This window comes from Natranaerovirga pectinivora, assembly GCF_004342165.1.
Classification (GTDB): Bacteria; Bacillota; Clostridia; order Lachnospirales; family DSM-24629; genus Natranaerovirga; species Natranaerovirga pectinivora.
In genome coordinates, this window is the sequence record NZ_SMAL01000006.1 from 119,387 (window position 1) to 140,890 (window position 21,504).

The 21,504-nt window shown below is 30.4% G+C and carries 20 protein-coding genes; 15 read left to right on the forward strand and 5 right to left on the reverse strand.

All coding sequences use genetic code 11. The annotated features are described in order from the left end of the window. Nucleotides 1-53 precede the first annotated feature (53 nt). Nucleotides 54-971, reverse strand: a complete 918-nt coding sequence (locus tag EDC18_RS09655) for an alpha/beta hydrolase (RefSeq protein WP_132252602.1) — start codon at nt 969-971, stop codon at nt 54-56. A 354-nt stretch (nt 972-1,325) separates the two neighbouring features. On the opposite strand from EDC18_RS09655, the gene EDC18_RS09660 reads away from it, so the two are divergent. The 10 genes from EDC18_RS09660 to EDC18_RS09705 all read left to right on the forward strand — a co-directional run bounded on the left by EDC18_RS09660 (nt 1,326) and on the right by EDC18_RS09705 (nt 11,798). Continuing rightward, nucleotides 1,326-2,177, forward strand: a complete 852-nt coding sequence (locus EDC18_RS09660; protein WP_132252603.1) for a class II fructose-1,6-bisphosphate aldolase — start codon at nt 1,326-1,328, stop codon at nt 2,175-2,177. A gap of 135 nt (nt 2,178-2,312) precedes the next feature. Then, entirely contained in the window at nt 2,313-3,734 is a 1,422-nt protein-coding gene (rho, locus tag EDC18_RS09665; RefSeq protein WP_132252605.1) for a transcription termination factor Rho, read from the forward strand. Nucleotides 3,735-3,944: 210 nt separating this feature from the next. Next, a complete protein-coding gene (gene rpmE, locus EDC18_RS09670; protein WP_132252607.1) occupies nt 3,945-4,154 on the forward strand; it encodes a 50S ribosomal protein L31 in 210 nt (69 codons plus the stop codon). 107 nt (nt 4,155-4,261) lie between these two features. Further along, complete coding sequence (locus EDC18_RS09675; RefSeq protein WP_132252609.1) at nt 4,262-5,203, forward strand: DUF1385 domain-containing protein; 942 nt, start codon at nt 4,262-4,264, stop codon at nt 5,201-5,203. Further along, a complete protein-coding gene (gene prmC / locus EDC18_RS09680) occupies nt 5,172-6,023 on the forward strand; it encodes a peptide chain release factor N(5)-glutamine methyltransferase (protein ID WP_132252610.1) in 852 nt (283 codons plus the stop codon). Before EDC18_RS09675 ends, prmC begins: the two co-directional genes overlap by 32 nt. Nucleotides 6,024-6,038: 15 nt before the next feature. Beyond that, complete coding sequence (gene prfA, locus EDC18_RS09685) at nt 6,039-7,112, forward strand: peptide chain release factor 1 (protein WP_132252612.1); 1,074 nt, start codon at nt 6,039-6,041, stop codon at nt 7,110-7,112. A 267-nt stretch (nt 7,113-7,379) separates the two neighbouring features. After that, nucleotides 7,380-7,787 carry a hypothetical protein gene (locus tag EDC18_RS09690; protein ID WP_132252614.1) on the forward strand — a complete coding sequence of 136 codons (408 nt, stop codon included), beginning with the start codon at nt 7,380-7,382 and terminating at the stop codon, nt 7,785-7,787. 39 nt (nt 7,788-7,826) lie between these two features. Then, complete coding sequence (locus tag EDC18_RS09695; RefSeq protein ID WP_132252615.1) at nt 7,827-8,186, forward strand: hypothetical protein; 360 nt, start codon at nt 7,827-7,829, stop codon at nt 8,184-8,186. A gap of 87 nt (nt 8,187-8,273) precedes the next feature. Then, nucleotides 8,274-9,005 carry a ZIP family metal transporter gene (locus EDC18_RS09700; protein WP_132252617.1) on the forward strand — a complete coding sequence of 244 codons (732 nt, stop codon included), beginning with the start codon at nt 8,274-8,276 and terminating at the stop codon, nt 9,003-9,005. Between the two features lie 261 nt (nt 9,006-9,266). Next, entirely contained in the window at nt 9,267-11,798 is a 2,532-nt protein-coding gene (locus EDC18_RS09705; RefSeq protein ID WP_165878543.1) for a methyl-accepting chemotaxis protein, read from the forward strand. A 131-nt stretch (nt 11,799-11,929) separates the two neighbouring features. Here the strand turns inward: EDC18_RS09705 and EDC18_RS09710 are convergent, their stop codons facing one another. Both EDC18_RS09710 and EDC18_RS09715 read right to left on the reverse strand, forming a co-directional pair. Beyond that, nucleotides 11,930-12,094, reverse strand: coding sequence for a DUF1328 domain-containing protein (locus EDC18_RS09710; RefSeq protein ID WP_132252621.1), 165 nt, complete (start codon nt 12,092-12,094; stop codon nt 11,930-11,932). A 98-nt stretch (nt 12,095-12,192) separates the two neighbouring features. Next, the gene (locus EDC18_RS09715) at nt 12,193-12,963 is read right to left on the reverse strand and encodes a YhfC family glutamic-type intramembrane protease (protein WP_165878544.1); all 771 of its coding nucleotides are present in this window, start codon (nt 12,961-12,963) and stop codon (nt 12,193-12,195) included. Between the two features lie 167 nt (nt 12,964-13,130). Here EDC18_RS09715 and EDC18_RS09720 point away from each other — a divergent pair, with 167 nt between their 5' ends. Continuing rightward, on the forward strand, nt 13,131-13,517 hold the full coding sequence (locus EDC18_RS09720; protein ID WP_132252625.1) for a hypothetical protein: 387 nt from the start codon (nt 13,131-13,133) through the stop codon (nt 13,515-13,517). A gap of 46 nt (nt 13,518-13,563) precedes the next feature. Here the strand turns inward: EDC18_RS09720 and EDC18_RS09725 are convergent, their stop codons facing one another. Then, entirely contained in the window at nt 13,564-14,754 is a 1,191-nt protein-coding gene (locus EDC18_RS09725) for an MFS transporter (RefSeq protein ID WP_132252627.1), read from the reverse strand. Between the two features lie 186 nt (nt 14,755-14,940). On the opposite strand from EDC18_RS09725, the gene EDC18_RS09730 reads away from it, so the two are divergent. Together EDC18_RS09730 and EDC18_RS09735 are read left to right on the forward strand one after the other, a co-directional pair. Continuing rightward, complete coding sequence (locus tag EDC18_RS09730; RefSeq protein ID WP_132252628.1) at nt 14,941-15,624, forward strand: HDIG domain-containing metalloprotein; 684 nt, start codon at nt 14,941-14,943, stop codon at nt 15,622-15,624. Nucleotides 15,625-15,720: 96 nt separating this feature from the next. Then, on the forward strand, nt 15,721-15,993 hold the full coding sequence (locus EDC18_RS09735; protein ID WP_132252630.1) for a hypothetical protein: 273 nt from the start codon (nt 15,721-15,723) through the stop codon (nt 15,991-15,993). A gap of 120 nt (nt 15,994-16,113) precedes the next feature. On the opposite strand, the gene EDC18_RS09740 is transcribed toward EDC18_RS09735, so the two are convergent. After that, the gene (locus EDC18_RS09740; protein ID WP_132252632.1) at nt 16,114-16,551 is read right to left on the reverse strand and encodes a hypothetical protein; all 438 of its coding nucleotides are present in this window, start codon (nt 16,549-16,551) and stop codon (nt 16,114-16,116) included. 116 nt (nt 16,552-16,667) lie between these two features. Between EDC18_RS09740 and EDC18_RS09745 the strand changes: the two genes are divergently transcribed. Beyond that, nucleotides 16,668-17,813, forward strand: a complete 1,146-nt coding sequence (locus EDC18_RS09745) for a polysaccharide deacetylase family protein (RefSeq protein WP_132252634.1) — start codon at nt 16,668-16,670, stop codon at nt 17,811-17,813. Between the two features lie 62 nt (nt 17,814-17,875). Next, complete coding sequence (gene addB / locus EDC18_RS09750) at nt 17,876-21,313, forward strand: helicase-exonuclease AddAB subunit AddB (protein ID WP_132252635.1); 3,438 nt, start codon at nt 17,876-17,878, stop codon at nt 21,311-21,313. Nucleotides 21,314-21,504 lie beyond the last annotated feature (191 nt).

The window sequence follows — 21,504 nt, forward strand, 5'->3', positions numbered from 1 at the left end:
ACAAAAAAAGGTTCTCCAAAAATAAGGAGAACCTTTTTTACGAGTCCATTTTTTCATACTAAATCATAAGAATTTAAAAATTCTTTAACAATATTTTCATATAATTTAGGACTAATATTATATGAATCAGCATGAGGTGCATCTGAAACAATGAGTAAATGCTTTTTATCTTTCTTTGCTTCATAAAGTTTTTTGCTCATTTCAGGAGGAACAAAACAATCATTTGCACCATGGATGAATAACATAGGAATATCAATCTTTTTAATATCCTGTATGGGGCTTACACTTTTTACATTGAAATTCCCTTTAAGTCTAAAAAAGATATTGCCCATTAGGAGCATTAGTCTAGGAGGTAAGTAGGGACAAGCTCTTTTTAAGACACTTGTAAATTGTTCACATAGATCAGAATAAGGACAATCAACGATAGCAAAAGATATTTTATCCGTAATAGCTAAATATTGAATAATTGTTGCAGCTCCCATGGATTTACCATATAGACCTACTTGCTGAGGTTTTTTATTTTCTTCTACCCACCTAACAATTTTACCAAGATCATTCTTCTCATGGTACCCAAATGTTGTACACTTACCCCCGCTTTCACCGTGGTACCTTTGGTCATACAATAAAACATTGTAGCCTAGGCTATAAAATAAAGGTATGTGTTTTAAATAATTGCACATATTAGCAGTCCAACCATGACACATAATTATAACTTTGTTTTTTTCAAAATTATAATATCTACATCTTAACGGTTTTCCGTCAGTAGAAGATAAAAAGAATGTATCAGGTTTAAAATCCATAATTTTTTTATTTTTATCAAATTCCATTTCTTTAATATCTTCTGTTAAAAAAAAGTTATACTCCAGAAGAGGAGGGCATATTATTTTTTTAGCAACAACAAAAGCGACCATATATAGTACAGATAATGGTAAGAATAAGACCCAAATGAATTTTAAGAAAAAATCTTTCATCTTTTTGTACCCCTTTTAATAAACTAGTTATTGCATTGAATAGAGTTATAGTTATTCTATCAAGAAATCGATATTCATATTCATAAAAAAGGGGGAAGCATAAGATGAATGTTTAATAAGTAAAGAATATGGACACAAATCTAATTGAAAGAAATTTTTGAGTAACTATATCTATATATTATTTTTAGGATAATAATTATATAAGTTGCATTCTAATGGAATAATATGTTAAAATAGTTATGATTTTAACCAGATAATAATTATAGTAATTATTCGAAGATAGACACATAGTTTGTAATGCTAGAGTAATAATATATATAATTAAAGAAAGTGTTTTTAAGGAGGAGTAGTTTCGTGTTAGTTTCAGGAAAAGAAATTTTAGATCATGCTCATAAATTAGGTTATGCAGTGGGTGCATTTAATACAAATAATTTAGAAACCACACAAGCAATTATTCAAGCAGCTGAAGAAGAAAAATCACCAGTTATTATTCAATCAAGTCAAACTGCTATAACATATGCAGGTATTGATGAATTGTACCAAATGGTAAAAGGTATAGCGGGTAGAGCATCAGTACCAGTTTGCTTGCATTTAGACCATGGTACGGACTGGGCAGCTGTAATGCAATGTTTAAGAACAGGTTGGACTTCAGTAATGTTTGACGGTTCAAAATACGATTTAGCTAAAAATATCGAAATAACTAAAAGTGTAGTTGAAATAGCTCGTCCAATGGGTGTTTCAGTAGAGGCTGAATTAGGAAAAATCGGTGGTGTTGAAGACCATATTAATGTAAGTGAAAAAGATGCCACAATGACAGACCCTGATGAAGCTGTAGAATTTGTTGAAAAAACAGGAGTAGATTACTTAGCAATAGCAATTGGAACAGCTCATGGTATGTATAAGGGTGATCCTAATTTAGATTTTGACAGATTAGAGACAATTAAAAAGTTATTGAATATGCCTATTGTTTTACACGGTGCATCTGGCATATCAGAAGAAGATATTAAAAAAGCCGTATCACTAGGTGTTAATAAAATTAATATTGATACAGAGTTAAGATTAGCTTTCCAACAAGCAGTTCATAAAGTAGTGAGAGAAACCCCAGATGTTTATGATCCAAGAAAAATCCTTGGACCAGCAACATTAGCAATTAAAGAAGTAGTTAAAGGTAAAATAAAAATGTTTGGAAGCAGCGGACGTGCATAATTAATAATCTTTGAATCCTATAATAATCTTAATGATTTCTAGTTCCTACTTGGAGCTAGAAATCTTCTAAATTAAAAAATTCTTACTTCTCACTTTTCCCAAAAATAAGTTTTTAAATATTAAAGGTGGTATAAAATGAATAACGGGTTAGATGAAATGACTTTATCTGAGTTAAGAGAATTAGGTAAGTCATTGAATATAAAAAGTATAACTACGTACAAAAAAAATGAGTTAATAGAGAAAATAAACGATATAAAGAATACTGAGAATCAAAAAGCAACAACAAACAATGAAAATGAAGAGAAAAAAACAGAACAAGTTACAGTAGATTTAAATTCTAAAGAGGATAAAGAAGATAGGGAACAAGGAAAAGAGCCAACGAACACAGGGAATAGTAAAAGCAATGATTTGCCACGAGATATAGAGCAATTAGATAGCGGACAACTTGCACAAGGTGTATTAGAAGTACTGCCAGATGGCTATGGGTTTATTCGCTCTGCTAATTTTTTACCAGGAGATAATGATGTTTATGTATCACCTTCGCAGATTAGGCGATTTAGTTTAAAAACTGGAGATTTAGTGAGAGGAAATATTCGTATAAAAAAGGATACTGAAAAATTCAGTGCCCTATTATATGTTCAAGCAGTTAATGGAGAAGATCCAAGAGAAGCCACTAGAAGACCTAATTTTGAAGATTTAACACCTATTTTCCCAAATCAAAGAATACACCTAGAAACAAGTCAAAAAGAGTTTTCTACAAGATTAACAGATATTATTGCGCCTATTGGTAAAGGTCAAAGGGGGATGATTGTTGCACCTCCTAAAGCAGGAAAAACAACTTTATTAAAACAAATTGCCAATGCTATAACTGCTAATCATAAAGAAACCAATCTTATTGTACTTCTTATAGATGAGAGACCTGAAGAGGTAACAGATATTAGAAGGTCCATTATTGGTAAAAATGTAGATGTTATTCACTCTACTTTTGACGAATTACCAGATCATCATAGACGTGTTTCAGAAATGGTTCTTGAAAGAGCAAAAAGATTGGTTGAGCATAAAAAAGATGTGATTATTTTACTTGATAGTATTACAAGACTTGCCAGGGCATACAATCTTTCTATCCCACCAAGTGGTCGTACTCTATCAGGTGGCTTAGATCCAGCAGCTCTACATATGCCTAAAAAATTCTTTGGAGCAGCAAGGAATATTGAAGAAGGTGGCAGTTTAACAATACTTGCTACTGCCCTTGTGGAAACAGGAAGTAAGATGGATGAGGTCATTTTTGAAGAATTTAAAGGTACAGGTAATATGGAGCTTGTATTAGATAGAAAGCTTTCGGAAAAGCGCATTTTCCCAGCGATAGATATTATAAAATCTGGCACAAGAAGAGAAGATTTGCTTCTTACTAAAGAGGAAACGGAAGCTATGTATATTATAAGAAGATCATTAGGAAATGTGAAATCAGAAGAAGGTATAGAATCTTTACTAAGTATTTTTGTGAAATGTAGAAACAATGAAGAATTTGTCTCAACTGTAAAAAAAATAAAATTTTAATAAACAAAAATGTTTTGTAAATAAGCTTGAATAAAAAAATACAATATGTTATAATTTAAAAGCTGTTTATTTTAGAGATTTAGGCATGTCAATCGCGCCTATATTTATCTAATTAACTTGAAAATGTGACCAAGTCACTTTTCTAGAGTACATGAGATCGGCTTGATCGACATATAATATTATTTAATTATATGAGAGAGGTGAATAAAGATGAAAAAAGAGATACAACCAACTTATCATAGAGCAAATGTTGCTTGTAACTGTGGTAATGAATTCGTAACAGGTTCAACAAATGATAGCATTCATGTTGAAGTTTGTTCAAAATGTCACCCGTTTTATACTGGTACACAAAAATCATTAACTACAAGAGGACGTATTGATAAATTCAATCGTAAATATGGTATTAACAACGAAGAATAAGAACGTTAGCGGGTTGAGGTTGAAAAATCTCAACCTGTTTTTTAAGGAAGGTTTATTCACCTAGAACCAGATTAGTAAGGTTCCTTTTATGAAAGTGGGTGTAATGTATGAAAAGAGTAAATATTGGAGGCCAAGCTGTTATTGAGGGTGTAATGATGAAATGTGAAGATAAGTACACCATAGCAGTTAGAAAGTCAGATAAAGATATAGTTATAAACAATCAAGAATACAAAAGTGCATCTAAAAAATACAAAGTATTAAAGATGCCTATTTTAAGAGGGATATTGGCTTTTGTAGAGTCAATGATTATTGGAGTGAAAACCCTCACTTATTCGGCAGAGTTTTTTGATGTAGAAGAAGATGATAATGAGAAATTGAAAGAGTCTAAAATCGATCATTTTATAAATAAAGTTTTAGGGGATAAGGCACAAGATGTATTAGTAGGCATATCCGTTGTGTTTGCAACATTTATTAGCATTGGTTTGTTTATGGTTGCGCCCCTTTTAATAACTAGATTAATAAGAGAATTTGCACCAATACATGCTATTCAAAACTTAGTTGAAGGTATAGTAAGAATCGGGATATTTTTATCCTATATCCTACTCATATCTAAAATGAAAGATATCCAGCGAGTATTTCAATACCATGGTGCAGAGCATAAAACCATAAATTGTCTAGAACATGATGAAAGCTTAACAATAGAAAATGTTAAGAAACACTCTAGGCTTCATAAGAGATGTGGAACAAGCTTCTTGTTTATTGTAATGTTTGTAAGTATTCTAGTATTTATGTTTATTAGAATTGATGTATTTTGGGTAAGGTTATTATCACGTATTGTTTTAGTTCCCATTATCGCTGGAATTTCCTATGAAATCATTAGATTTGCAGGAAAATCAGAATCAAAATTAGTGGATATAATCAGCTATCCAGGTATGTGTATTCAGAGATTGACGACTAAAGAACCAGACGATGAACAAATTGAAGTAGCCATTGTTGCAGTGAAAGGTGTTTTGAATAATGGAGAAAACCCTTCAACAAATATATTATAGTGGAATACAACTGTTACAGAATGCGAATATTGATAATGCTAATTATGAAGCAAGACTATTATTAGAAGATACTCTAGATATTGACAAGACTCAAATACTAGTATATCCGAATACAGAAGTAAGTGAAGAAGATTATATAAACTATTTAAATAAAATAAATAGAAGAGTAAATAAAGAACCTATAGCTTATATTATTGGGTATCAAGAATTTATGGGATTGAATTTTAAAGTAAATCCTTATGTATTAATTCCAAGGCAAGATACAGAAACATTAATAGAAACGGTTTTAGAAGTATGTAAAACCAAGGTAAATCCGGCATTGTTAGATATATGCACTGGGTCAGGATGTATAGCAATAAGTCTTGGGGTTTTTATGAAATTAAATACTATAAAAGGAATAGATATATCTGAAGAAGCTTTAGGTATAGCAAAGGAAAATGCAAAATATCATAATGTAAAAGTAGAATTCTTACAAAGTGATTTACTGCAAAAGTTAGATATGGATGAAAAATTTGATATCATTGTTTCAAATCCTCCATATATTCCTACCAAGGATATTAATGATTTAATGGAAGACGTAAAGAATTTTGAGCCTGAATTGGCTTTAGATGGTAAAGAAGATGGTTTGTATTTTTATAGAATAATAGCAGAAGAATCGAGAAACTACCTTAAGGATAAGGGCTTTTTATTTTTTGAAATAGGTTATGATCAAGGCAAGGATGTATTAGGAATCTTAGAAAATAAAGGTTATAAAAATATAAAGGTTATTAAAGATTTAGCTGGTTTGGACAGAGTTGTTTATGGAGAAATAGCGTTATAGTACGGAGGTATATGTATGTTTGACAAGTTAGAAGATATTGTTAATAGGTATGAAGATATATTACAGGATATAAATAATCCTGAAACAGTTAGTAATCAAGAAAAATGGCGTAAACTTATGAAAGAACAAAGTGAGTTAACACCAATAGTAGAAAAATACAAAATCTATAAAAGTACAAAACAAAACATAGAAGATAGTTTATCTATTCTTGAAGAAGAAGACGATGAAGAAATGAGAGAATTAGCTAAAGAAGAATTAAGTGAGAGTAAAAGCTTAGTGACAAAGTTAGAAGATGAGTTAAAAGTATTATTGTTGCCAAAAGATCCTAACGACGATAAAAATGTTTTTGTTGAAATTCGTGGCGGTGCTGGTGGTGATGAAGCGGCATTGTTTGCTGCTCAACTCTTTAGAATGTATTCAAGATATGCAGAAATAAACCGCTGGAAAGTTGAATTGGTTAACTTGAATGAAAACGGTATCGGCGGATTTAAAGAAGTTGTTTTTATGATCAAAGGTGACAAAGCATATTCTAAATTAAAATATGAAAGTGGTGTTCACCGTGTACAACGAATACCTGTAACGGAATCAGGAGGACGAATTCATACATCTACTGTTACAGTTGCAGTATTACCAGAAGCTGAAGATGTTGATGTTGAAATCAATGCCAATGATTTAAGAATTGATGTATTTCGTTCTTCAGGAAACGGTGGACAGAGTGTTAATACTACGGATTCTGCAGTAAGGGTAACTCATATACCCACAGGATTAGTAGTTTCATGTCAAGATGGTAAATCACAGTTAAAGAATAAAGAAAAAGCATTACAAGTATTAAGAGCTAGATTGTTTGAAATGGAACTTGAAAAACAACAAAGTGAATTGGCACAAAATAGAAAAAGTCAAGTAGGTACGGGAGATCGCTCTGAGAAAATTAGAACTTATAACTTCCCTCAAGGAAGAGTAACAGACCATAGAATAAAACTAACACTACATCGTTTAGATGCAATGTTAGATGGTGAAATTCAAGAAATGGTAGACAGTCTGATAACTGCAGATCAATCAGAGAAATTAAAAAATATGCAAGAAGCATAATAGTGAGTATGTCTTAAAATACTTTGATAGATCTATCTAAAAGTGTATTAAGACATATTTTTTTACTTTAAAGGAAAGTTCTATTTCCTATGAAGCATATATAAATAAAGACGAATAAATTCCTAAAAAGGTTGCATTAGTTATTTAATAAATGTAAAATATCAATAACAAACAAAGGAAAACAATTTATTTTCTCTTAATAATACTTCGTTGTTTACAGTTGCATTTTTACTTGTCATTAGTGATATGATAAAGGAGTGGGTTTAGATGTATGTTTTATTCGTAGTTCTAAATGAAACGGAATACTTATCAGATGTTCTTATCAAAATTAGACAATTGGGTATTAGAGGTGCTACAGTAATAGAAAGTGTGGGAGCTACATCCATAGATAAAGGCATATATAGTTTGCCTGTCATAGGTGGATTTATGAGGACTTTAGATGGGGATTCGTCTACCAATAGGACAATATTTTCTGTTATAGAGAATGAAAAAGAAGTTGAGAAAGCAATGGAAGAAGTTGAAAAGGTTTTAGGTGGCGACTTGAAAAAACCCCATAAAGGAATAATGTTCGTTTTACCAGTTACACATTTTAGAGGTGGGGAATTACAAAGACATATTGAAGATCGTGAGAATAAAAAAATCATAGAAAAAGAATATGAAAGTGAATATTACTAGAACAGATAAAGATTGGTTTTAAGAGAGGATGGTTGTTTTATGGAATCTCAATATATACTATTTATTATCATAAATGATACAAAATCCTTTAAACAGGCAAAGGAAAAATTAAAGAACATTGGAATAACAAGCTATACGGTAATAGACACTATGGGAGCAACTAGCTTATTTGATAAAGATGATATTAGATACGCCTCTTTTATGCCAGGCATTGTTAATCAAGAAAATAAGCAGTTTAACAAAACAATATTCATTGCTTTAGAGAATGAAGAAAAAACAGTAAAGGTAATGGATGAAGTAGAAAAGGTCCTTTATAGCGATGGAAATCATAGAGGTAAAGGAATAATGTTTACAGTTCCTATTTATAAAAGCTTAGGAATAACCAATTTTAATAAATAAAACCTAAAAATGCCTTTGAACAAGGGTAGTTCTATTAGAGATAAGTTCATCATATATATTTAAAAAAAGTAAAGTGAATGATGCTCTTTGGCTATTATTGCTCTTGTTATAGGTCTTTTTTCAGGGTTAATAGGCCTTACTATTGGTGTTATTTCAGCATATTCTGTTTCAAATAGAGGCAGTAGGTTTGAGGGGATATTAACTGGTTTTACAGGTGGGCTTATGTTATCTATTATATACATAGATATTTTACCAGAAGCATTTAGTAAATCAGGTTTATGGGTTACTTTTTCAGGTATAGTATTAGGAATGTTATTGTTTTTACTAGTTGAAGCGGTGGTACATAAAAAATTAGTAAACAAAAAGATGGGGTCAGTAGAAAAAGGTTATAAAAAAACGGCATATATGATAGCTATAGCACTAGCTTTCCATAATATACCAGAAGGTATAGCCGTTGGTTCACTAATAAGTGATTCAGTAATTAAAGGATTAAAATTTGGGATTGTTATAACAATGCATAATATACCAGAAGGGTTTATTATTGCAATGCCCTTTAAAAAATCAGGGGTTACATTACCTAAAATTATGATTTTATCAGTTGTCATTAGTTTGTTTATGGGAATTGGAGGTTATTTCGGATTTTTATTTAGTAGCTCATCTGATGTCTTTATGGCAATGTCTTTAGGGATTGCAGGTGGTATTATGCTCTATGTAACTTGTGGGGAAATATTAATGAAATCCTCTGAAAAGTGGAAAGGTAGATCTGTTGTAGTGTCTGTTATTTTAGGTGTGTTGGTAGGAATACTTATATCATATTAATCTTGTGCCTTTTCCTACGCTACAGCACAAGGTTTCAATGAAAGTCTATGCCTCTTGCTGTGCAATAGAAACAAGCCTTATTTCAACCTTTTGAATGTTGGAATTAGGCTTTTTTTAATATGTTTTAGAATTACTACCTAATATCTAATTCTTTTCTTTTTATAGTAATAGTGTTATAATGATTAATATATAAAATATATTTTTTGGTAAAATTAAATAAAAACTTATAATATTATCTCATTAATTTAAGGAGAGATGGCAATGAAAAGAATTAAAAGGGTTTTCAATTTTTTGCTCGGTTGGTTAATAAAAATGTCAGTATTCCAGCAAATATTAATAGTTTCTTTAATGACTTCCTTGATAGCTACTACTACCCTATTTATAAGTATAGGAGATGAAAGGGTACTAGCAGTGAAGTTAACGGTAGGTGTATGGTTAGGTTTCATCCTATTTAATAGTATAGTCAAATTAATTCTTATCCAAGGGCTAAACAAACCTTTGAAACTACTTGAGAAAACAACAGATGCCATGTCTATAGGTGATTTATCAAAAAATTTTAATGGGTTTGAATATAGTAAAGAAATAAAAGATCTCTCTTTTCAAATTAATAATGCCATCATAGGGTTAAAAAAAATAATATTTAATATAAATGATCAAGCGGATACTTTATATGGTGCCAGTGAAGATTTAAAAGAGAATTCAAGTAAGAATAGTGAATCCTTTGAAACGGTTATTGGTTCCATGAAAGAATTAGCTTCAGGTACATCAGAACAAGCAGAATATCTATCTGATGCAGCTGAAAAAATAAGTTATCTTTCAGAGTTAATACATAAAGTTACAGAGGATACTGAGAACATTGCAATGGATTCAAAAAAGTTATCAGATGCTGCTATAACGGGTCAAAACATCACAAATCAAGTAAATGGACAAATTAATGAGATATATGAATCAACACAGGATATTAAATTGGTAATAAATGAGTTAAATAAAACTTCAGAAGAAATTGGAAAAATCACATCAGTAATTAAAACCATTGGAGAACAGACAAGTTTATTAGCTTTAAATGCGGCAATAGAGGCTGCAAGAGCAGGGGAGCATGGAAGAGGTTTTGCAGTTGTAGCAGATGAAACTAGAAAACTAGCAGGGCAATCAATGGATGCAACCAAAATGATTAAATCGCTCCTAGAGCAAATGAACAAAAGGAATTCAGACATTGTAGGTGTAATTAATAAAGGGGTTTCACAAGCTGAAACAGGCAAGGCGTTCGCTCAAACGGCTAGTGATACTTTTAAAGAAATTTTTGGCGTATTAAAAGAAAATACGATGAAGATAGAAGTCGTTGCAAATTCAGCTAAAGAGATAACTAAGAATAGTGGGAGTGTTAATGAAACAATATCAAGTATTGCAGCTTTTAGTGAAGAAATTATGGCTAGTACCCAAGAAGTATTAGCTGTGAGTCAACAGCAAAACGAATATACAGATCATATTACAGTTTTGTCTAAGAGTCTAAATAATACAGCAACAACTCTAAAACAATCAATAACCCTGTATATGAGTTTTAGTTTTTTTGGGAATCAATCACGTAAGGACAGTACTGAAAAAGCAATAAATACATATCTAATTAAAAATCCTTACTTGAAGGTTAATTACACAGATACGGTTAAGGATAGCAAACTGTTTTATCCTTTAATGGTTGATAAACTAAAAAAAGGGAATGGAGCAGATTTGATTCAAATAAATCAGCCTTGGCTTCCAGAATTAAAAGAAATGGGAGATTACTTTGTAGACCTATCTAAAGAACCAAATATGGATTTATCAGGCTTTGATAAAAAAGCATTAGATATGTGTTCTGTAAATGGTCATTTAATGGGCTTACCTACAGGTTTAAATGCATTATCATTACATATCAATGATGATTTTTTTAAAAGTCATAATATCCCATTAGATACTAAATGGAATTGGGATACTCTTTATGAAATTGGAACTAAAGTACACCAAAGGAATAATAGTCATTACTTGTTAGCATCCTCAACTAAAGAATTTACTTTATTGCTAATGAAAATGTATGTTAGACAGAAAACAGGCAAACAATTTATTGAAGACGATTTTACAGTAGGATTTGATCAACAAGTATTAATAGATATGTACAAGTATTTTAAAAAATTGGTTGAATGTGGTGCATTGCTTACGAGTATCGCTAGTTTGCGAGATTCAAGTGGGAATCAATATGATGATATTGAAGAATCTGATTCATTTGGTGATAGAATTGGAATTGTATGCCGTTGGGTCTCAGATTATGAAAAAAGTACAAAAGACATTTTTAGAGGATGCAAAGTGTCTATATCTATTCCACCTATATCAAAAAGTGCTAAAACAAGTGGTATACCTGTAAAACCTCAACTTATGTTAGGCGTTAATAAGAATTCAGATAATGTTAAAGAAGTTGTTAAGTTTTTAAATTGGATTTATAATGATCCAGAAGGCATTAAAGCTTGGGGAACCAATAGAGGTCCATCACCAACTGTTATAGGAAAAAAAGTTCAGGAAGATGAAAAAATGATTAATCCTAATATATCTAATGCATTAACACTAGCATTGGAAAATGGGGGATCATCAGAGAATCAAATCTCTAATTATGGCACTGTTATTAAAGTGTTTTCGGATATTAATGATAAAGTATTTCAAGGTAATATAGCACCTGAAGAGGGTGCGGATCAATTGGTAAAAAGTATAGATAAAATTCTTGAGAAACTTAGAAAAAAACAACGAAAAACTAAAAATAGAAAACAATAAAGGTAAAACAAAAGTAAAAGTGACTTGGGCACTATAAAAAACATTTATTAAGTGATAAGTCACCTTTGTTCTTGCCAAAATTGAACTTTCTTATAAAGTTAAAAAAGAAGTAGAATGATTCTACTTCTTTTTTATGAAAAAATACTAAGGCCTAAAACTAGAAAAACAATACAAATAATTAAAAAGATAAAAAATAGTATTCTAGCAATACCAGCTGCTGCTGTTGCAATTACTCCAAAACCAAAAAGCCCTGCGATAATAGCTATAATTAGAAATAACAATGCCCATTTAAGCATAGATATCACACCTTTGTAAGATTGTTTTTCTTACTCTGTGTAAGAATATAATTATCATTTGCTTTTCTAAAGTAAAAAATGCAAAAATCTTGAAATATTTATGTAGCAGTATTTGACAACTTATTGTCTTTAAACCATTTTATAAGGTAGATAGAACCGATAAAAACAGAAATTAAAAATCCATAAGCAATATAGCCTGTTAAGTGAATTCGCATAGTAATAAAAAGAGAATTAATTAAAACTGCAAAAATTAAATACTTCATATTAGAAGACTTAATACTATAAATAACAAATAAAGATAGAAGTATTTGAATGATAAACGATAGCAATTGATTCACACCATCACTCAAAAATAAAAATGGATTATCCATAAACAGACTTTTGACAGATTCTATTTCACTTAATGCCACACCTTGTTTTAACATTTGATTTTCAAAGGTATTTTGTAACATAGTAATAGCAGTAAACAAATACATAGCATAATAAAAGCCTAAAATTACAATTGATTTTATACCTTCATAAGACAAACTATAAGCAATTCCATTATCATATGTACAATTGTTTTTAGCAATAAATTTAAATGTAATATATCGGGTTGTTTCTTCTATAATACCACTTGTAAAACCAACAATTAGACTGATTAAAAAAGGAAATGTTATTTTCAATTGATCATACCAAGCCATAGTTGAAAAATAATCTAATAATGGTATGGTAATCATCATTTGGGATATAAAGAAGGCCATTATACCAATAAAAATAATTTTTAGAGAATAAGACGTTTTGTTCTTTAATACGATTAATCCGATAATAGGTACCACAACAGCAATTAATAGTGTTAAAATTATAAAAATCAAAGATGTTATAAGCAATTTAATTCTCCTCCTCATATGATTATAAACTTATATCTAATAATACTACTTTGCAATAAAAAAAACAAATAATTAAAAAGTCTAACTTAACTAAACTTATTAATACATATACAATATATTTGAAAAATGATATAATATTTATGATAAATTAAGGGAGGGATCAAAGTATGAAAATGACAAAATTAGGTATTAGCACAGGACTTTTAAGCAGTATTTGCTTTTTCTTTGCCTATTATAGTATTTGGGTGGGTACTGCATTAATGTTAGCTGTTATTGTATTAAACCTTAACAATACAGTTAAACGAAATGCTATTCAAGGAGTAGTAACATTTGGTTCATTAATAATCCTTAAATCTATTTATGATAGATTCTTTTGGCTTATTGATAGATTTACTAGAGGAACCAATACTTTCAACATATGGTTTAATGAAGTGTATAGATGGTTTTTATTGGTAATAGTACTATATTGTATTATCAATGCAATAAAAGAGAAAATTGTATATATACCAATTGTATCAGACTTTGTAAATAAAAACATAGATGACTTAGATTAAGAATATAAAAGAAGACTCTACCACAAAAGGATAGAGCCTTCTTTTTTTATGCAGCTTCTGGTTCCGTAGATTGAGACTCATTGAATAGATTAGTTGATTTTGTAATAATAAAAAAGGTTATAACAGCCACTAAGCAAATAATTGAATTAACAAAGAATACACCTGAAATTCCAATGTATGTAGTAGCAAATCCCCCTACTGAAGATCCGATGATTCTACTTAGTCCACTAAGAATAATAGCATTCATCATTTGACCGCTGGCTTTTAATTCTTTTACAACATTGTCACTAACAAATTGAGCCATACATAGATAAAAAACAATAAATGTAAATCCGTGTAATGTCCAAATAAAAGGCAATGTAACTTCTGATAATGCAAAAGCAAATAAAAACCATCTGATAGACTGGATTAGCCCAGAAAACATGAGAATATTTATAATACCAAAGCGTTTATAAAGCCTATCAAAAAACATCATAAAAGGAAACTGGCTAAAGGATCCAATGGAAACACCCAGGCCTATGATTCCAGTACTAATCCCTAAACTTTTACTATACAAAGAATGAAATGAGTTGAAAAAACCAAATGCAGTAGATATTATTAAAGCATAACTAAAAATAATAATGAGTCGTTTGTCTTTAAATAACACTAAAATATTAACTTTTTGTTTTCCTTTACTTTGATGACCTTCTACTGGTGGATAGAATAAAGCTAATAATAAAGATGAAAACATTAAAATTGAAAAAACGGGAAACATATACATGATATTGTTTTCAAAAATTCTACCAGCAAAATAAGCCATAAGGGCAAAACCCAGTGAACCGATTGTTCTTATATGAGAGAATTTAAATTTGTTAGATGTTGATAACTCTAAAGTAATGGCATCGCTTATAGGATTTATAGCACATTGGAAGAAATTAAAGGTCCCTAAAGCAAGTGCTAATAAAATAAATCGATCTCCTGATAAGGGTAAAAACCAAATAGTAGCCGATGCAGCAATAAGACAAATATATAAAACAGTATTTTTATACTTAGAACGATCACTAACAATGCCCCATAATGGCTGAGCAAATAGAATGATGATACCACCTAAAGATTCTAATAAACCTATTTGAGCACCATCGAATTTTAAAACATCTGAGTAGTAAATACCTATAAAAGCTCCAAATGCGCTATAACTCATAAACCTAATAGCATAATAAAGAGAAATAGGTATTAGTATTGATTTTGTCCGTTTCATTTTAGTTATGTCCTCCTTCAGCTAAACACTTGTTCAAATATTGCAAATAAATTAATGATTATAAAAGAAAATCGATGTATTTAGTAACTTATAGATTATAACATAAGTGTGGTAAAAGTAAAAACTAAAAATAATGAACAAATTATTAACAAAAGAATAAAACAAACTTTACCGAGGTGATAGATTATGGACTTAAAACAGCATTTTTTAGACTTTGAAGAACATTTATTAAAAGACGAAAAACCATCTATTTACTTTAATGAATTAGTGAATACCCATAAATTCCCTAAGGAGAAACCATTTAGTAGTATGTTATCTTTAAAGGAAACAGAACAAAATTTAGTGCATCATCCAGAAGGAAATGTATGGAATCATACAATGTTGGTAGTGGATTATGCAGCAATTGTAAAAAGACATAGTGAAAATCCAAAAGTATTTATGTGGGGGGCTTTTCTACATGATATAGGAAAATCAACTACTACGAAAGTAAGAAAAGGAAAAATCACTTCTTATGACCATGATAAAGAAGGTGAAATTTTAGCTGAGGCATTTTTAAGATCCTTTAGTAATGATGAAAGTTTTATTAATGGGGTAAAAAAGATATGCAGATGGCATATGCAGCCTCTTTTTATAGCAAAACAACTGCCTTTTGCTGATATTAAAGGTATGATTGGGGAAGTAAAAGCATCTGAAATAGGGTTGTTTTCTATTTGTGATAGACTAGGCAGAGGAAAATTAACATCTGCAAAAATAGAAGAACAAATGAAAGCAGTTATTACATTTTTAGATAAAGCTAAAAAGTATTCACAAGAAGATGAAAAAATAGAACAAATCATTGAAATTATTAAAAACTTCAATGTTGAAAATTAGAGAAATTATATAAAATAAATAAATAATAGTCGAAAAATAAAATCAGATATTATATAATATAGATAAGTTAAATGAAATATAAAAGGAGATAATAATATGAAATTGGAATTAGATGAGTTTATTGAAGAAATAAAAGCCGAGATTGCTGGGTATGAAGAAATTGATGAAAAGCTCATTATTGAATGGGAAAAGAATTTTAGAGAAGTTATTAAAACCTATAAGGATCCAAAAGGTAGAGTAAAAAGAGAAAAAAATTCTATTTATATAGTATTAGAAGATGAATCAGAGATTTTTAGAGTTGCTGATCAATATTTTTCCGCTGTTGATGGAGATGAAATAAAAGAATATTGGGCTGGATTTCAATTGTAAAAAAAAGCATTGTTTTTATATGGGTAAATGAAAAGGTCTTAACATATAAAGAAAGCGAATAATTTCAAATTATTCGCTTTCTAATAAGTGGTTATATACATTAGTAACAACAATTAGCTATTAATTAGTATGTAGGTCTGGTTGTGCTTTTTCTAATGAATTTTTGATTGCATCCATAATTAATGAAGAAGTATACTTATGGTCAGCATTAAAAGTCACTTCAGCTACATCTGTATTTGAAGTAAGTTGTGAAGAAATATGCTCAAGTGATGGTTGAAGTAATGGGTATAAGGTCTCTACTGCAGGATGTAAGTCAACTATTTTTACTGAAGTGATTTCATTTTCATTTACCCGTACTTCTACATTTACAGCCTGGTTTTCAAGAACCATGGAAGAAGTATACACACCTGGAATATAAGTCATTGTAGGTGTTGTAGCATCATTTTTCTTAGGACTGAACATAAAGATAAGCAGAAAAATGAGAAAGATTCCCAGGCCAACAAAAATAGCTGTATAAATGATTTCTCTGAGTTGAATAACAATTATTTTAGTGCTCATAAAATTGCCTCCTATAAAACAGCGATTATTATATTTTATTTAACATACACTCAAAATATGAGATACTAGAGTAAAAATACATATAACATTTTTTCAAACTAGGAAGGATGACATAAATGAAAAAATTTAAATTCATAATTGCTATAGGTATTTTAAGTATATTACTTAGTGGTTGTTCTCAAAATATAACAGACAACGAAAAAACTATTGATAATAATACATATGATAATACACAAGAAAATAGCACTAATATCGATGAAAAAGAAAAAAACGGCAGTGAGGAAAATTTAGATAATGATAATATAGAAGATGAACCTAATGAAATAGAAGAAGGCCCTCCTGTTATAGATTATCAAGAAGTACGACCCAATGAGTTAGGACATATTATGGTGGTAATGTATCACGGCATAAGAGATCTGCCACCATACCATCGTACAGCTGAAGATTTCATAAAAGATTTGCAGTATATGTATGACAATGGCTATAGACTCATATCCATGAGAGACTATATTGATCATAATATAGATATAGGCCCTGGTTTAACACCAATTGTATTGACTTTTGATGACGGATTAAGTACAACCTTTTCTTTAACAAAAGAAAATAGTGCGCTAGTACCTGCACCAAATACAGCAGTTGCTTTACTTGAAGCATTTGCTGAGGAAAATCCTGATTTTGGTAAGGCAGCTGTTTTTTATATCAATAGTGACTTAAGTATTTTTGATGGAGAAGGAACAGTTGAAGAAAGATTGCAGTGGTTGGTTGATAATGGCTATGAAGTTGCTAATCATACCAGTCAACATGCAGACCTATCTAAATTAGATGGGAATAGTGTACAAGTTCACATTGGCAAGGCAGATCAGTTTATAAAAAACATTCTGGGCAATGACTATATTGTTGATTCATTGACTTACCCTTTTGGTAGAAGACCAGCAACAGAATACCTTCAGTATGTAAGTAGTGGTGTATATAATGGCCATAAGTATGAATACAAAGTTGCTTTTAGAGAAGGACCAAGTGGACCATTTCATCCGCCTATACACATTAATTTTGCGCCTCTTAATGTGCCAAGAGTTAGAGGGTCAGAAGGAGATATACAAGATTTGTTGTGGTTCTTCGATTATTATGAAAGCAACCCACATTTAAGATATATATCAGATGGCAATAAAGACAGAATAAGTATTTTAGAGTCTCAAAGTCATTTAATTAATAAAGATGCAATAGGAGACAAGGAACTTTATATATACACAATTGAAGAATAAAAAACAGGTAGCGGAGAATTTTTTCTCCGCTACTTTCAAAAAAAGGCAAAGGTGGTTTAAGAATGGGACTTAGTTTTATTATGGGGCGATCAGGTTCAGGAAAAACCCATATTTGTTATGAGGAGATTATAAAAAAATCAGAAGAAAATTCTAAAGAGACTTTTATTCTACTAGTTCCTGAACAATTTACATTACAAACCCAAAAGGATATCGTTAGCAAACATCCCAAAAAAGGCATTATGTCAATAGAAGTTCTAAGTTTCCAAAGGTTGGCATTTAGAGTCTTTGATGAGTTAGGTGGAACGACTAAAAAAATCCTTGAAGAGACAGGGAAAAGTATGGTCGTAAGAAAGGTTTTAGAAGAGCAAAAAAGTGGACTAAAAATTTTTAATAAGAACATGGACAAGATAGGTGTTGTTAATGAATTAAAATCTGCTATAACAGAATTCTATCAATACAATCTTTCAGAGATAGATATAGAGGATATTATAGAAAAAGCCAACAAATCCCCTTTATTACAAATGAAATTACAAGATCTATATTTAATTTTTAAAGGATTTAAAAACTTTTTAGAAGATAATTATATAACCAATGAAGAATTATTAGATATCTTAAAAGATGTGATTATAAGATCTAATTTTATAAAAAATTGCAGCATTTGGATTGATGGTTTTACAGGATTTACACCTATCCAATATAAAGTATTAAAGGAGTTAATAGCCAATAGCAATGAAGTAAAAGTGACCATTACAATAGATCCAATGGAGTCAATGAATCATCTAGATAAATACCAACTTTTTTATGAAAGTAAAAAAACATATAACAATTTGATACAAATAGCAAAAGAATTAAACATAAAGTCAGAAGAACTCATTATAGAAGAAGAGATACCCATTAGATTTGCTAATCAGAAGGCTTTAGCACATTTAGAAAAGCATCTTTTTAGATTCCCATACGATATATATAAAGAAGAACCTATGGGAATGGAAGTTTTTATTGCAGATGATTTAGACAAGGAAGTGGAATTTGTAGCTAGAAAAATCACTGATTTAACAAGATATGAAGGGTATAAATATAGAGACATAGCAATTATCACAGGAGATATTCAAAGATATGATTTGTTTATCAAAAAAATATTTGCAAATTATAAAATACCCTATTTTATTGATCAGAAAAAAAACATTTTATCCAATCCTTTGGTTGAACTTATTAGAACAAGTTTTGATGTAATCAATAATTATTGGTCTTATGAAAGTGTTTTTAGTTGGTTTAAAACAGGGCTATGTAATATTGAAAAAAGACAGTTGGATTTAATAGAAAATTATGCAATAGCCTATGGCATAAAAGGCAGAAAAAACTGGGAGAAAGTTTGGGACAAACCTTACCCTTCCAAAGCCATTGAAAAAGATAAAGCATTTGAATTAGAAGAAATGAATCAAATAAAAGAAAAAGTGATTCAGCCTTTAATTGATTTTCAAGATAAAATAAAAGGAAAGGGTCACAAAGTAAAAGCAATAACAGTAGCATTATATGAATTTTTAAGAAAATTAAAAATCCAAGAAAAACTAGAGTATTATGCCAATGAATTTAATGAAAGAGAGCTCCTACTATTAGAAAGACAATACAATCAAATTTATAAAATTGTAATAGATCTATTAGATAAAACAGTTGAAATTCTTGGAGAAGAAGTGGTAAGTGTAAAAGAGTATTCTAAGATATTACAAGCAGGGCTAGAACAATCTCAGATGGGATTAGTGCCACCAGGGTTAGATCAGGTTGTTATTGGTGATATAGAAAGAACAAGATTGAAAGATGTTAAAACCTTATTCCTTATTGGCGCCAATGATGGTGTTATACCTAAAACCTCTGATAAAGGCAATGTCTTAAATGATATGGACAGAGAACTTATTGAAGAAAGTGGTATAACAATAGCCCCTACGGCAAAGCAAAAAAGCTATGAGGAACAATTCAATCTGTATTTGAATTTAACAAAGCCTCAAGATCATTTGTTTATTAGTTTTAGCAAACTTAATGGGGAATATAAAACCATTAGACCCTCTAATTTGGTGAACCAAGTAATGAAATTGTATCCCAAATTAAAATTATCTTTTGAAGAAAAAAAGGATGGGTTAGAGTATATTGGGTTGCCAGAGAGTACGTTAAAATACTTAATTGAAGAGTTAAGACAGTATAAAGTTAAAGAACTAGGACCTACGTGGGAAACAGTTTATAACTGGTATTTTAATAGTGAGCAATGGAAGGAAAGAATAATAAAGCTCATTGAAGGCATGTTTTTTGAGAATAAAGAATTTTATTTATCAAAAGAAACTTCAGATAAGTTATATAATAAAGTCTTAAACAACAGTGTTTCTAGATTGGAACAATTTTTAGGATGTCCATTTTCACATTTTATTAAATATGGTTTAAAAGCCCAAGAACGTATTAAGTATGAAGTTTCTATGCCTGATATTGGCATCTTATTTCATGATTCTATAGAGGCATTCTCCAAAAAATTGATTGCCAGTGATTTGGACTGGAGAGATATTAGTGAGGAATTAAGAGATCAATTAGTAGAAGAAGTTGTAAGGGAGGTAGCAAGTAATTATGGAAACCAAGTTTTCTTTAGTTCTGCTAAGAATGAATACTTAATTCAAAGAGTAATACGTATCACTAAAAGAACGGTATGGGCATTACAAAATCATATAAAGAGTGGTAAATTCAAACCAACAGATTATGAAGTTTCTTTTAATACAGATAAAGAGAAATTGGAAGAATTGAATATTAAGTTATCAGATGAACATGTTTTACAGTTAACGGGAAGAATTGATAGAATCGACAAGTATGAAGAAGATGATAAAATTTATTTAAAAGTATTGGATTATAAGTCTGGAAAATCATCCTTTGATATTGTGGCTTTGTATTATGGTTTGCAATTACAGTTAATGGTTTATTTAAATGTTGCAACCACATTGGAAAAATCAAAGCATCCTAATAAGGAAGTTATACCAGCAGGTGTCTTTTATTATCATATAGATGATCCTTTGTTATCTGTTGAAAAGAATCTTTCGGATGATGAAAGAGAAGATGAGTTGTTAAAAGAATTGAAGATGAACGGGTTGGTTTTAGAAAATGAAGAGGTTATTAAGTTGTTAGATTCTAGCTTTGAAACCCAGTCTAATATTATTCCTGTTAAGTATAAGGCGAATGGAGAGTTGGCAGCGAATTCTTCTGTTGCTTCTAAGGAGCAGTTTGAGAGGGTGTTGGATTTTGTTTCTGAGAAGATTAAGAATGCCGGTGAGGATTTAATTAATGGAAATGTGGGGATTAAGCCTTATCGTTATAAGAAGAAGACAGCTTGTGATTATTGTAGTTATAAATCTATTTGTCAGTTTGATCCTTCTTTAGAGGGGGATGGGTTTGAGGTGCTTAAGGAGATGTCTCGGGATGAAGTTTGGAAGTTGATAGAAGGGGATAAGAATCCAGATGAAAGAGATTTGTAGAGAGTAGAATGGGACGACTAGCAAGTGTGTTATACATAAGATTAACCGACCCTTATCCATCCGTGGATAAGAGGGTCGGGCTCCGCCATCCTTGGCTCCGCTGTTACATCTTATATAGAACACACTTGTTAGTCTGAAAGTGGGTTCCCTATAGTTTCTTTTTTAGAATTATGGAGAGAAGAATGGGGACG